The 13655-nt window shown below is 66.2% G+C and carries 11 protein-coding genes and 1 tRNA gene; 6 read left to right on the top strand and 6 right to left on the bottom strand.

Annotation, left to right across the window (positions count from 1 at the left end; translation table 11 throughout):
* The first annotated feature begins 1 nt into the window (after position 1).
* The gene (locus tag AC1DWU_RS06230; protein ID WP_477149118.1) at positions 2-475 is read left to right on the top strand and encodes a DUF6691 family protein; all 474 of its coding nucleotides are present in this window, start codon (positions 2-4) and stop codon (positions 473-475) included.
* On the top strand, positions 472-1632 hold the full coding sequence (locus AC1DWU_RS06225) for an FAD-dependent monooxygenase (RefSeq protein ID WP_477149117.1): 1161 nt from the start codon (positions 472-474) through the stop codon (positions 1630-1632). Before AC1DWU_RS06230 ends, AC1DWU_RS06225 begins: the two co-directional genes overlap by 4 nt.
* A gap of 52 nt (positions 1633-1684) precedes the next feature.
* Here AC1DWU_RS06225 and AC1DWU_RS06220 read toward each other — a convergent pair whose 3' ends face one another.
* The 3 genes from AC1DWU_RS06220 to AC1DWU_RS06210 form a co-directional block, all read right to left on the bottom strand.
* On the bottom strand, positions 1685-2395 hold the full coding sequence (locus AC1DWU_RS06220) for an invasion associated locus B family protein (protein WP_477149116.1): 711 nt from the start codon (positions 2393-2395) through the stop codon (positions 1685-1687).
* Between the two features lie 112 nt (positions 2396-2507).
* Positions 2508-6008, bottom strand: coding sequence for a transcription-repair coupling factor (gene mfd / locus AC1DWU_RS06215; RefSeq protein WP_477149115.1), 3501 nt, complete (start codon positions 6006-6008; stop codon positions 2508-2510).
* On the bottom strand, positions 6005-6250 hold the full coding sequence (locus AC1DWU_RS06210; RefSeq protein WP_477149114.1) for an FAD assembly factor SdhE: 246 nt from the start codon (positions 6248-6250) through the stop codon (positions 6005-6007). Before AC1DWU_RS06210 ends, mfd begins: the two co-directional genes overlap by 4 nt.
* Before the next feature lie 148 nt (positions 6251-6398).
* Here AC1DWU_RS06210 and recG point away from each other — a divergent pair, with 148 nt between their 5' ends.
* Together recG and AC1DWU_RS06200 are read left to right on the top strand one after the other, a co-directional pair.
* Entirely contained in the window at positions 6399-8507 is a 2109-nt protein-coding gene (gene recG, locus AC1DWU_RS06205; RefSeq protein WP_477149113.1) for an ATP-dependent DNA helicase RecG, read from the top strand.
* 3 nt (positions 8508-8510) lie between these two features.
* Positions 8511-8927 (top strand): GNAT family acetyltransferase, encoded by a 417-nt coding sequence (locus tag AC1DWU_RS06200; RefSeq protein WP_477149112.1) that lies wholly within the window; start codon positions 8511-8513, stop codon positions 8925-8927.
* Here AC1DWU_RS06200 and AC1DWU_RS06195 read toward each other — a convergent pair.
* Genes AC1DWU_RS06195 through glmU form a run of 3 tightly spaced genes read right to left on the bottom strand, consistent with a single transcriptional unit; the run spans position 8924 to position 12495 of the window.
* Entirely contained in the window at positions 8924-9310 is a 387-nt protein-coding gene (locus tag AC1DWU_RS06195) for a DUF2237 family protein (protein ID WP_477149111.1), read from the bottom strand. The genes AC1DWU_RS06200 and AC1DWU_RS06195 overlap by 4 nt on opposite strands.
* On the bottom strand, positions 9303-11129 hold the full coding sequence (gene glmS, locus AC1DWU_RS06190) for a glutamine--fructose-6-phosphate transaminase (isomerizing) (RefSeq protein ID WP_477149110.1): 1827 nt from the start codon (positions 11127-11129) through the stop codon (positions 9303-9305). Before glmS ends, AC1DWU_RS06195 begins: the two co-directional genes overlap by 8 nt.
* 10 nt (positions 11130-11139) lie before the next feature.
* Positions 11140-12495 (bottom strand): bifunctional UDP-N-acetylglucosamine diphosphorylase/glucosamine-1-phosphate N-acetyltransferase GlmU, encoded by a 1356-nt coding sequence (glmU, locus tag AC1DWU_RS06185; protein WP_477149109.1) that lies wholly within the window; start codon positions 12493-12495, stop codon positions 11140-11142.
* A gap of 131 nt (positions 12496-12626) precedes the next feature.
* Here glmU and AC1DWU_RS06180 point away from each other — a divergent pair, with 131 nt between their 5' ends.
* Together AC1DWU_RS06180 and AC1DWU_RS06175 are read left to right on the top strand one after the other, a co-directional pair.
* Positions 12627-13421 carry a hypothetical protein gene (locus AC1DWU_RS06180; protein WP_477149108.1) on the top strand — a complete coding sequence of 265 codons (795 nt, stop codon included), beginning with the start codon at positions 12627-12629 and terminating at the stop codon, positions 13419-13421.
* A 109-nt stretch (positions 13422-13530) separates the two neighbouring features.
* A tRNA-Lys gene (locus AC1DWU_RS06175) sits at positions 13531-13605 on the top strand.
* The last annotated feature ends 50 nt before the right edge of the window (positions 13606-13655 follow it).

Below are 13655 nucleotides of genomic sequence, written 5' to 3'. Positions count from 1 at the left end.
CATGGCCGCCTCCATCCGCCTCCCCTATCTCGCCACCGCCGCCGTCAGCGGCCTGCTGTTCGGTGCCGGGCTCTACATCTCGCAGATGGTGGATCCCCTGAAGGTGCTGCGCTTCCTCGACTTCACCGCCATTCCCACCGGCGGCTGGGATCCGAGCCTCGCCTTCGTCATCGTCGCGGCGATCGGGGTGATGTTCATTGCCATCCGCATCGGCCGCCGGCGCCAGGCGCCGCTGTTCGATGCGCAGTTCCATGAGCCCGAGTTCCACCATATCGACGCCCCGCTGGTCGGTGGCGCCGCGCTGTTCGGCATCGGCTGGGGCATGTCGGGCATCTGCCCGGGCCCGGCTATCTCGCTGATCGCCTTCTGGCCCGACAACCTGCTGCTGTTCCTGCTTGCGATGTTCGCCGGCTCCTATGCCGGTGCGTTGATCATCCCGAGCGGACGCGACAAGCGGCTGGCGCTGGCCCGATGAGCGGCGCGCCCGAAGCTGTCGTCGTGGGTGGTGGGCTCGCCGGGGTCGCTGCTGCGGTCGCCGTAGCGCGCGCCGGGCTGCGTGCCGTCCACCTCGCGCCCAAGGGGCCGCCCGATCGCCGCACCTCCGCACTGATGGGGCCGAGCGTCGACTACCTCCGCGCTTCCGGCCTCGTCACCGATCCTGCCGCGCTGGGCCACCCGCTGACCCAGATCCGCATCATCGACGCCACCGATCGGCTGATCCGGGCGCCGGAGACGCTGTTCGACAGCAAGGACGCGGGCCTCGATGCCTTCGGCTGGAACTTCCCCAACATCAAGCTGCTCGAAGCCTTCGAGGCGGCGCGTGCAACGCTCGACAATCTCGAGACGCGCGAAGTGACCCTCTCCAGCATCGATCGCGGCGACAACGGCTGGGTGCTCACCCTCGCCGATGGCAGCATCATCGAAGCGCCGCTGGTGGTCGGCTCGGACGGCAAGAAGTCGCTGGTGCGCGTTGCGACGGATTTCCGCGCCCGCGAGCACGGCTTTACCCAGTCGGCATTGGTCTGCGACCTGGAGCTCGGCCGGCCGCTCGGCGGCGCTTCCGTCGAGTTTCATTACGAGCAGGGGCCGTTCACCCTGGTCCCCGCCGGCGACGCCCGCGCCAACCTCGTCTGGATCGACGATCGCGAGGTCCTGAAGACAGCGCAGGGCGCCGGCCCGGAAGGGCTGCGCGAGATCTTCCTCAAGAAATCGCAGCGGCTGTTCGGCGACATCAAGCTGCTGACGCCGGCACACATGTTCCTGCTCTCGACGCTCACCGTTGAGCGGGCCGGCATGGATGGCATCGTGCTAGCCGGCGAGGCAGCGCACGCCTTCCCACCAATCGGCGCCCAGGGGCTCAATCTCGGCCTGCGCGATGTCGCGGACCTCGCTGCGTCGCTCATGAACGTGGACCGCGGCGCTCCCGGCTGGGCCAACGCCGTCAGCACAGACTACGCCGCCCGCCGCGCTGACGATCTCGAGCGCACCGGCGGCATGGTCGACGCGCTGTTCCGCTCCCTGCTCAGCGATTTCCTTCCGGCCCAGGCGCTGCGCGCCGGCGGCCTCTGGGCGTTGCGCCTGCTGCCGCCGCTACGCAAGCAAGCCTTCGGCCTCGGCATGGGCAACCGCTGACACGAAAAAGGGCGCCCGAGGGCGCCCTTTTCAATTCAATCGTCGGACCCGCTTACTGTGCGGGAGGCGTCGCCGGCGGAGCAGCGCCATCGGTGCCGAGCTGCTTGCGCAGTTCTTCGGCGCGATCCTGCAGCTGCTTTTCCAGCGCGGTCGGCGCGGTCGACTGCTTGTTGAACTCGTCGAAGGTCATCGCCGCCTCGCCGTCATAGACGGTGGTGAAGCCGGCCAGCGTGATGTCGATCACGAGATCCTTGTTCTGGCGATTCTTGGCGGTGAGCTTCAGCACGCCGCCCTTCTTGAGGCTGTTCACGTAGGCCTCGTTGATCACCAGCTGGGTGGCGCAGCTCTGCGGATCGCAGAGCATGAACGGCACGCGGATCGGCTTGCCGCCGTCGATCTGCCAGGTGAGGCCGAAGGGCAGCAGCACCCCGAGCGGCACCGCCGCAACGGCGAGCAGGCGGCTTTCCTGGCCCGGATCGTCGCGCAACAGGAACGAGCCGAGGAACTGGCCGTTGGCGACGACGACCTGGCGCATGATGCAAGCCTGCTTGCCGCCGTCGATCGGGTCGCAGACCTTGAGCCAGTTCTGGCCCGGGTTGGCAGCGGCTGCCGGCGCGGCGGCTGCATCCGCAGCAGGCGCCGCCGGTGCGGCCGCACCCTCGGCGGGGGCTGCCGGGGCGGCGTCCTGCGCGAGCGCCCCGAAAGAGGGCATCATCAGTGCGGCGACCGCGAAACCAGCAACGACGAGCTTTTTGAGGGTCATTGAATTTCCTTGTGGTGTCCTACCATCGGTGGCTCTCCCGGCCACCCTTGTTCGTGCGCTCTTCAAGGCACGAAACGCGGCAATAACATGACCGAGAGGGCTTCCGAAAGCTTTAACCTGCAAGTGTTGCCGCAGCGCCTGACTCCGAGGCCAGCCGGGCCATCCTTGACAGAATTGCCGCCGTTCCCCTCAGCCGCGCCTCTGGGCTCGGCCAGTCACGACTGAACACGAGTTTCTGATCGGGTTTGATCCGGACCTGCATCTGCGGGTCGGAGACCATGCGTACCAGTCCGGCGGGGTTCGGGAATTCCTTGTGCCGCAGCGTCACGACCGCGCCCTTCGGGCCGGCATCCACCTTCTCGACATTGGCCGTGCGGCACAGCGCCTTCACGAGGATCACCTTCAGCAGCGCCTCGACCTCTTCCGGCAACGGCCCGAAGCGGTCGATCAGTTCGGCACCGGCCGCGTCGATCTCGCGCGCATCCGAGAGATCGCCGAGACGACGATAGAGCTGCATCCTGAGCTGCAGGTCGGGCACATAGTACTCGGGGATCATCACGGGCATGCCCAGCGAAATTGTCGGGCTCCACTCGCCGCGATCCTCGTACTCGGCATCGCCGTCGCGCAGCGCCGCCACCGCCTCTTCCAGCATCGCCTGGTAGAGCTCGAAGCCGACTTCGCGGATATGCCCCGACTGCTCGTCGCCGAGCAGGTTGCCGGCGCCGCGGATATCGAGATCGTGGCTCGCCAACTGGAAACCTGCACCGAGCGTTTCCAGTGACTGCAGCACCGTCAGCCGCCGCTCAGCCGTGTCGTTGAGCTTGCGGTCCGGCGGGATCGTAAACAGCGCATAGGCGCGCTGCTTGGCCCGGCCGATGCGGCCGCGGATCTGGTACAGCTGCGCGAGCCCGAAATTGTCGGCCCGGTGCACCACCAGCGTGTTGGCGTTCGGGATATCGAGGCCCGATTCGACGATCGTGGTGGCCACCAGCACGTCGAACTTGCCGTCGTAGAAGTTGTTCATGATGTCGTCGAGCTCGCTCGGCGGCATCTGGCCGTTGGCCACGACGTAGCTGACCTCCGGCACCTGCTGGCGCAGGAACTCGGCGATATCGGGCTGGTCCTTGATCTTGGGCACCACGTAGAACGCCTGTCCGCCACGATACTTCTCGCGCAGGAGTGCCTCGCGCACGCTCAGCGGATCGAACGGCGAAACGAACGTGCGGATGGCCAGGCGGTCGATCGGGGGCGTCGCCAAGAGCGACAGGTCGCGCACGCCGGTGAGCGCCAGCTGCAGGGTGCGCGGGATCGGTGTCGCGGTCAGCGTCAGGACGTGCACATTGCCCTTCAGCTCCTTTAGCCGCTCCTTGTGGCCGACGCCAAAGTGCTGCTCCTCGTCGATGATGAGAAGCCCGAGATCCTTGAACTGGATAGATTTCGCGAGCAGCGCGTGGGTGCCGATGACGATGTCGACGGTGCCCTTGGTCAGCTCTTCCCTCGTCGATTTCAGCTCGGTCGAAGAGACCAGACGCGACGCCTGCCTGATCCTAAGCGGCAACCCGGAGAAGCGCTCGATGAAGGTCTTGAAGTGCTGCCGCGACAGCAGCGTCGTCGGCACCACCACCGCCACCTGCCGCCCTGACATCGCCACTGCGAACGCGGCCCGCAGCGCCACTTCGGTCTTGCCGAAGCCGACGTCGCCGCACACCAGCCGGTCCATCACGCGGCCCGACGACAGGTCCTCGAACACGGCGTTGATCGCCGCCAGTTGATCCTCGGTCTCGTCGTACGGGAACCGCGCCGCGAACTCCTCGTAGAGCCCCGGCTGCACGTCCATCGGCTGCACGGTCGACAGCTGCCGCAGCGCTGCGATCTTGATCAGTTGCTCCGCCATGTCGCGGATGCGCTTCTTGAGCTTGCTCTTTTTGGCCTGCCACGCCACGCCGCCGAGCTTGTCGAGCTCGATGATCGCGTCTGCGCCATAGCGCGACAGCAGCTCGATATTTTCGACCGGCAGATAGAGCTTGGTGTTCTGCGCGTACTCGATCTCGACGCAATCGTGCGGCGCGCCCTGCACCTCGATTGTCTTTAGCCCGAGGAACCGCCCGATGCCGTGATCGACGTGCACCACGAGGTCGCCGGCGGCGAGGCCAGCGGCTTCGGTCAGCGCATCCGAGGCCCTCTTGCGCTTCTGTGGCCGCAGCAGGCGTTCGCCGAGGATGTCCTGCTCGGACAGCACCAGCATGTCGTCGGTCTGGAAGCCGGTCTCGAGCCCCAGCACCACCAGCGCCGTGGTCTCCGGCGATGTCGTCTCCGCGTCGCGCCAGTTCTCGGCCAGGCGCGGATGCGCAAGACCATGATCGGCGAGCACCTGCGCCATGCGGTCGCGGGAACCTTCCGACCAGCACGCGATGATGGTCTTCCGCGCCTTCTTCCGCTCGGCGCGGAACAGGTTCACCACCGACTCGAACAGGTTGACGTCCTGCGCCTGCCGCTCTGCGGCGAAGCTCGGCGCTACGCGCCCACCGGCATCGTCGGCATGCTTCATGTCGGGCGTCGCGAACGGCGACAGCTGCACCACGCCACCGTCCGGTGCCAGCGCGTAGGGGTGCCGCTCCATCTCGTAGAGCTGCGCTGGCGGTACCGGCTTGTATGGCGCGGCGCCCTGCGAGGACTGCTTCTCGTGCCGCGCATCCTCGCGCGCCTGATAGTAGTCGGAAACCTGCGTCTGCCGGTCGGCGAACGCTTCCCTCGCCTGATCGTCGAACACGAACGGTGCATCGCCGGCATAGGCGCCGAGGTGGTCCAACTCGTCGTAGAAAAACGCCATCCAGTGCTCGACGCCCGGGTAGCGCTGCCCCGCGCTCACCGCCGCATAGAGCGGATCATCGACGGTATTTCCGCCGAACATCGTGGTGTAGCGCGCCCGGAAGCGACGGATCGCCTCGTCGCTGAGGAGCACTTCGCTCATCGGCGCCAGCGCGATGCGCTTCAGGTTGCCGGTGGTGCGCTGAGTGTCCGGGTCGAAGGTCCGGATGGTCTCCAGTTGCTTGCCGAAGAAGTCGAAGCGCAGCGGAAACTCGACGCCGGCCGGATAGAGGTCGATCAACCCGCCACGCACCGCGTATTCACCCGTCTCGCGCACCGTCGGCACGCGCAGGTAGCCGTTGCCCGAGGCCCAGGCGATCAGCTTCTCGCTGTCCACCACCTGCCCCGCCGCGGCAGCAAAGCTCATCCCCGCCACTGCGTCGCGCGGCGGCAACTTCTGCACCAGCGCGTTGACCGTGGTGAGGACGATCGCGCCTTTCGCCGCACCGCTGGCGACGGTCGAGAGCGTCGTCATCCGCGCCGCGATGGTCACGCCGTTCGGCGACACCCGGTCATACGGCAGGCAGTCCCATGCCGGCAGCGTCAGGATCTGGTGCCCCGGCATCATCTGCTCGAGGATCTCCACCATGCGCTGCAGCCGCCGGCCGTCGCGGGCGACGAACACCGCGCTCACGGTCGCATCGGGTGCGCCCTTCAGCCGGTCCTCGACCAGGCGCGCGAGCACCACCGGCTGCATGCCGTCGGGGACGTTGGCGATCGTGCGGTCGGCGCGCTGGTCGGTCATTTGGCGGTTCGGAACTTGAGCAAATCGGCGAGCAGTTCGGCGTCGGCGTCGGCGGGCGTCGGCTCCTGCCCCATCAGCCACTTGAGGAGATCGGTGTCCGCCTCCTCCAGAAGCGTCTCGAAGCGATCGAGTTCCGCAACCTCCATCTCCCCCAGCCGGGCATCTGCGTAGGGCCCGAGCATCAGGTCCATCTCCTTGGTGCCGCGGTGCCAGGCGCGATAGCGGAGGCGCCGGAGCCGCATAGACAATTCTTCACCGGCGTCTTTTTGAAGGGCCATGATTGGGTGGTCTCGGGGATGTGGATGGCGTGTTTACGCGGATATCGACCCTCTGTCACGTGGCAGACCTGAACTGTCTCGGCTAGGTTCTGGCCCGGAGGTTCCCCGACTCGTGTCCCGTCCGCCTGCCCTCGATCCGCTGTTTCGCTCGCTCCACTCCATCAAGGGCGTGGGGCCGCAACTGTCCGCGCTGCTCACCCGCTTCTTCGGCGCACCCGAGGGACAGGAAGCGATCGCGCTCGACCTGTTGATGCACATGCCGACCGGCATCGTCGATCGCCGCCGCATGGATGGCATCGCCGGCGCCGTGCACAACAACATCGCGACGCTGAAGCTCCACATCGACCGCCATCAGCCGCCGCCCAAGGGTCGTCCGAACATCCCACACCGCGTGTTCGCGCATGACGAGACCGGCGAGATCCAGCTGGTGTATTTCCGGGCACAGGGCGGCTGGGTGGAGAAACTCCTGCCGGTCGGCGAGACGCGCTACGTCTCCGGCACCATCGGCTTCTTCCAGGGCGAAAAACAGATCACCCACCCCGACTACGCCGTCGAGGCCGACAAGTTCGAGGACATGCCGCTGGTCGAGCCGGTCTATCCGCTCACCCAGGGCCTGAGTTCCCGCGCCCTGATCAAGCTCACCCGCCAGGTGCTCGAGTCGTTGCCCGATCTCCCCGAATGGATGCCCGCCCAGCGTATCACCGAGTTCGGCTGGCCCACCTTCCGCGCCGCCATGACTTCGTCGCATGCGCCGGTTGATCCGGAGGACGCACAGCTCTGGTCGAAGAACCGCATGCGCCTCGCCTATGATGAGTACCTCGCCGGCCAGCTCGCCCTCCTCATCGTCCGCTCACAGCTCATCGCCCCACGTGGCATAGCCCGCACGTTTACCGGCGAGATCACCGCCAAGGTGCAGGCCGCCCTGCCATACACCCTCACCGAAGGCCAGCGCCTCGCCGTCGAGGACATCCGCCACGACCTCGCGGCACCCGAGCGCATGTCCCGCCTGCTGCAGGGCGATGTCGGCGCCGGCAAGACCGTGGTGGCGCTGATGGCGATGGCCGGGATGGCCGAGAGCGGTGCGCAGTCGGCGCTGATGACGCCGACCGAAATCCTCGCCAGCCAGCACTACAAGACGCTGAAGCCGCTCTGCGACCAGGTCGGGCTCGGCATCGTGCTCCTCACCGGCAAGATGACCGCCGCCGAGCGCCGCGCGGTGCTCGCCGGCATCGCCGACGGCTCGACCAGCATCGTCGTCGGCACCCACGCGCTGTTCCAGTCCGGCGTCGAGTTCCACAATCTCGGTCTCACCGTCGTCGACGAGCAGCACCGCTTCGGCGTCCACCAGCGCCTCGCCCTCAGCGAAAAGGGTTCGCACGCCGACCTCCTCGTCATGACCGCCACACCGATCCCCCGCACGCTGGTGCTCACCCATTTCGGCGACATGGCCGTCAGCATCCTTCGCGAGAAACCGCGCGGCCGGCAGCCGATCGACACCGCCGTGCTGTCGATCGGTGAGTACGACCGAGTGATCCAGCGGCTCGCCTCACGCATCGAGGAAGGCGCGCAAGCCTTCTGGGTCTGCCCGCTGGTCGAGGAGAGCGAGCATCTCGAAGTCGTCGCCGCCGAGGATCGCTTCGCGGAGCTGAAGAAGGTCTTCGGCGAGCAGGTGGTCCTCATCCATGGCCGCATGAGCGCTGCCGCCAAGGCGGAAGCGATGGACCACTTCCAGCGCAACGAAGCCAAGGTCCTCGTCGCCACCACCGTCATCGAAGTCGGCGTCGACGTCCCCAATGCCACCATCATGATCATCGAGCATGCCGAACGCTTCGGCCTCGCGCAGCTCCACCAGCTCCGCGGCCGCGTCGGACGCGGCAGCCAGCGCTCGGCCTGCCTGCTGCTCTACAAGGAACCGCTGAGCGAAACCGCCAAGGCTCGGCTCGAAACCATCAAGGGCACCGAAGACGGCTTCATCATCGCCGAGAAGGACCTCGAGCTCCGTGGCCAGGGCGACGTGCTCGGCACCCGCCAATCCGGCATGCCCGGCTACCACCTCGCCGTCCCCGACGTGCACCGGCACCTGCTGGAATGGGCACACGAGGACGCCAAGGATGCGCTGACGCGTAACCCCGGACTTACGGGTGCGGAAGGCGAGGCGCTGCGCACCCTGCTCTACCTGTTCCGCAAAGACCTCGCCATTCCCCTGCTCCGAGCCGGCTAGCCCATGCATATCCGCCCCTTCGATCGCCGCGATACCGACGCGGTCATTGCACTGTGGCAGGCGCGTGGCCTGACGCGGCCCTGGAACGACCCGCTGAAGGACATCGAGCGCAAACTCGCCGTGCAGCCCGAGCTGTTCCTCGTCGGCGAGTTGGACGGGCAGATCGTCGCGACCGCCATGGGCGGCTACGATGGACATCGCGGCTCGGTCTATTATCTCGCGGCATCAGAGGGGCATGCCGGCAAGGGCTACGGCGCCGCGCTTCTCGCCGAACTCGAGCGGTTACTCACCGCAATGGGCTGCCCCAAGCTCAACCTGCTGGTTCGCGCCGAGAACGAGGCCGTCACCGCCTACTACGTGCGCCAAGGCTACGAGCAGCACGCGTCCTACAGCTTCGGGAAGCGCCTCATCCCCGACTAGTCGATCGCGTACTTCCTCAGCACCTCGAGCTCGACATATTCGAGCACTGACTGATGCGTCGCCTCGAGCACGACCTTGGGCGCCATCCCGGCCTCCAGGGCCTCGATCCAACGCAAGGCGACGAGGCACCAACGATCGCCCGGCTTGAGGCCCGGGAACGCATATTCAGGGATCGGTGTGCTGAGGTCGTTGCCGCGGGACTTCGAGAACGCCAGGAACTCGGCCGTCATCTCGGCGCACACCGTGTGCCGGCCGACATCCTCCGGCCCAGTCATGCAATGGCCGTTACGGAAGAACCCGGTCAGCGGGTTGAGCGAACACGGCTTCAGCGGCTCGCCATGAACGTTCAGTTCGGGCTCTGCCTCGAAGAATGGCTTATTCAACCGTGACGCTCTTGGCGAGATTGCGCGGCTGGTCGACGTCCGTGCCCATGAACGAGGCGGTGTGATAGGCCAGCAACTGCACCGGGATCGTCGCCAGGATCGGCGCGACGAAGCTCGCGACCTTGGGGAGCACGATAACCTCCGCCACGTCGGGACCCACGGTCTGCTGCCCGACTTCGTCAGTGATCAAAATGATCTTGCCGCCGCGCGCCGCGACTTCCTGCATGTTTGACAGGGTCTTGGCCATCAGCTCGTCGGACGGCGCGACGACGATCACCGGCATCAGTTCGTCGACCAGGGCGATGGGTCCGTGCTTGAGTTCGCCCGCCGGATAAGCTTCAGCGTGGATGTAGCTCAGTTCCTTGAGCTTCAGAGCGCCTTCCATGGCAATCGGGAACATCTGGCCGCGGCCGAGATAGAGCACGTCCTTGGCCTTGGACAGCCGCTTGGCGATCGCTTCGACGTGCCCCTCGAGCGCCAGCGCTGCCGAGATGGCAGCCGGTAGCGTGGTGAGGCTCCGCACCAGTTCGGCTTCCTGGGCAGGCCCGATGGTACCCCGCGCCACGCCCGCCGCGATCGCAAGGCTGGCGAGTGCCGTCAGTTGCGCCGTGAACGCCTTGGTCGAGGCGACACCGATCTCGGGACCGCACAGCGTCGGAAATACCACCTGGCTCTCGCGCGCCATGGTCGATTCCGGCGAGTTCAGCAGCGAGGCGATGTGCTGCCCCTGCCCGGCGCAATAGCGCAACGCCGCGAGGGTATCCGCCGTCTCGCCCGACTGCGAAATGAACAGGCTCAGCCCGTTCTTCTCCAGCGGCGGCTCGCGATAGCGGAACTCCGACGCCACGTCGACATCGACCGGCAACCGCGCATAGCGCTCGAACCAGTATTTCGCGACCGTGCCGGCAAACGCCGCCGTGCCGCAAGCCGAAATGGTCAGCCGCGACAGCTGGGCGAAATCGAATGGCAGCGTCTCGCGCAGCGCCACCTTCTCGCTACCCATGTCCACATAGTGGCTGAGCGTGTGCGAGACGGTCTCGGGCTGTTCATAGATTTCCTTTGCCATGAAGTGGCGGTGGTTGCCCTTGTCGACCAGCAGTGCCGAGGCGGCCGAAACCAGCATCTCGCGCTGCACGATCGCGTCGGAGCCATCGCGGATGGTGACGCCGCTCTTGGTCAGCACGGCCCAATCTCCGTCAAGCAGATAGCTCAGCCGCGAGGTGAACGGGGCAAGCGCCATTGCGTCCGAGCCCAGGTACATCTCGGTTGTACCATAGCCGATGGCCAGCGGCGCACCGCTGCGAGCGGCGATCAGCAGCGCATCCTCGCCCTTGAACATGAAGGCCAGCGCGAAGGCGCCACGCAGCTCCTTCAGCGTGCGCGCCACCGCCATCTCGGGATCGAGCCCGCGGTCGATCTCGCGCGTCACCCAGAGCGCCACCGATTCCGTGTCGGTCTGCGTCTTGGGCAGGTAGCCGTCCTTGGCGAGGTCGGCGAGCAGCTCGCGAAAATTCTCGATGATGCCGTTGTGAACCACCGCCACCTTGTCGGTCGCGTGCGGATGCGCGTTGCCCTCGGTCGGCGCCCCGTGTGTCGCCCAGCGGGTGTGGCCGATGCCGATATTGCCGTTGAGCGGTTCGAAACTCAGCTTCGCTGCGAGGTTGCCGAGCTTACCCTCGGCACGGCGGCGGCCGATCTGGCCACCGTCGATCGTCGCGACCCCGGCGCTGTCATAGCCGCGATACTCGAGCCGCTTCAGCGCATCGACCAGCCGCGGCGCGACCGGTTCCGTCCCGATGATCCCGACGATGCCGCACATATGAGGCTCCCTACTTGCCAGCTTTGGCGCGTTTGACGGCTTCGGCACGCGCCTTCAGCTTGGGCGCATAACCAGCCTTGTTCTCTTGCCGGGCGCGGCCGATAGCCAGTGCATCCGGTTCGACATTGTGAGTGACGACGCTACCCGAAGCGATATACGCGCCGTCGCCGATAGTCACCGGTGCCACCAGCGACGAGTTCGAGCCGATAAAGGCGTTCGCTCCGATGGTGGTCTTGGATTTGTTCACGCCATCATAGTTGCAGGTGATGGTCCCGGCCCCGATGTTGGTCTTCGCCCCGATCTCGGCGTCGCCCAGATAGCTCAGGTGCCCGGCTTTCACGCCGTCATGGAGCACCGACTTCTTCACCTCGACGAAGTTGCCCAGGTGCACGTCCTTGCCCAGTTCCGCAGCACCGCGGATGCGCGCGAACGGCCCGATGCTCGAGCCCTCGCCGATCTTCACGTCCTCGATATCGCAGAACGCCCGGATCTCGACCCCGTCGGCAATCTTCACGCCCGGGCCGAACACCACGTTCGGGAAGATCGTCACGTCCCGCCCGATCTCGGTGTCGTACGAGAAATACACCGACGCCGGATCTTTCAGCGTCACCCCCGCGCGCATGAAATCGTCGCGCCGCAGTTCCTGAAACTGCGCCTCGGCCCGAGCGAGCTGCGCCCGGTCGTTGACACCCATCACATCCACTTCCGGCGCGACCGCGTAGCTCACGTTGTAACCCGCGGCATTGGCGAGCTCGACCAGATCGGTGAGGTAGTACTCCCCCGCAGCGTTGTTCGCGTCGAGCTTGTCGATCAGCGAGCGGAACACTTCGGCGCGGAAGGTGAGAATGCAGGCATTGCAGAGCCCGATCTCGCGCTCCTCGGGTGTCGCATCCTTATGCTCGCGAATAGCCAGGAGGCGCTCGCCGTCGGTGATCAGTCGGCCATAAGTCAGCGTATCGGGTGGCTCGAAGCCGAGGATCGCCGCGTCCCACCCGGCGTCCAGCCGATCGAGCACGCCCCGGAAGTTCTCGGGGCGCAGCAGTGGGTGATCGCCATAGATAACGGCAATGTAGCCGCCAAAATCGGCGAATGCCGGGCGTGCCATGGCTGCGGCGTGACCGGTGCCCTTGCGCTCGGTCTGCTCGAAGAACTGTACTGCAGGAGCGAAGGCGTTGATCGCCTCCCGCACCGCGTCGTGTCCCGGCCCGGTCACCACCGCAACACGGCTCGAACCCGCTGTCATCGCGGCATTGACGACATGGCCGACGATAGAGAGGCCTCCCACCTGGTGCAGCACCTTCGGCATGGCCGAGCGCATGCGGGTGCCTTCGCCCGCAGCCAGGATGATCGACAGCAATTCAGTCATGAGGGGCCCTCTTCAGGGTCATCGTTTCCCCCGTGTTTATGGCAGCAAGTTGTTGGGAATCCGATAACACGGTTACGGAGTGGTAAAGTCACAAATGGCCCTGATTCGTGGGCTTTCGAGGGATATGACTTTTGGCCAAGGCAGCTGATCAGTTTCGTTCGGTGGACGTCACCCTGTGGGGCATCACGGCGCTCGGCATCTGGGCCGTGGCAATCCTTGGCGCAAACCTCTCCGGCCTGATCCCGGCAAGCGTCTACGGCGCGCTGCATGCGTCGCGCCTAGAGGGCTCGACCCTCAACCAGCTTCATAGCCAAGTCGCGACGCTCGAGGAAGAGACGTCGAAGATGAAGCGCGACAACACCCAGTTGCTGCAGCGCTTCTCGATGAACGAGGAAGCCGCCGGCGCCGTGACCCAGCGCGTCGGTGCGCTCGAAATCAGCGTGCCCAAGCTGCTGGAGCGCGCCGCCGAAGCCAGGGCGACCGCCGCCGTCGATAACACCCCCACCGGCTCCATTACCGCCGGCAAGACCCTGACCTTCGAAACCGACGGTGGCTCCGTCTCCGTGCAGCAGCGTCCCCTCCTCCCCGGTTCGGGCGAGGTGAAGCTGAAGGTCGTGCCGCTCGCCGGCACCATGCCGCAGCCCCTCATTCCCGACGGCACCGCTCCCGGCATCGCGCTGGGTTTCCCCGTGCAGCCCGACACTGCCGAGGCGCAGTGGCAGGAGATGCTTGCGCAGGTCGGCACCATGCTGGTGGGCCTGTCGCCGGTGCTCGCGGACAAGGACGGCACCGACGGCAAGATCATCGTCGCCGGCCCGCTGGTCGACCGCGCCTCCGCCGTCGAACTCTGCGCCCGGCTCGATCGCGCGGGTGTGCCGTGCGAGCCCACCCCCTATGCCGGCCAGCCGGTTCCACTGCTCAACTGACGGCCATTCGCCGATAGCAATTGACAGCAGGGGCACAATGCCTATGTTCCGCGCCGATCCGCCCAGGTGGCAGGATCGTTGACATGTGCGGGATCATATCCCGCCCCGGGCGCCCGTAGCTCAGTGGTAGAGCATCCGACTTTTAATCGGATGGTCGATGGTTCGAATCCATCCGGGCGTACCATCATTTTTCTTATATATCAGTGACTTACAGAGAATGGTGGAACTGCCGCC

The sequence above is a fragment of the Devosia sp. P2_G7 genome (assembly GCF_056403495.1).
The sequence above is the reverse complement of the archived record's forward strand: the minus strand, read 5'-3'. Positions and strand labels throughout refer to the sequence as shown.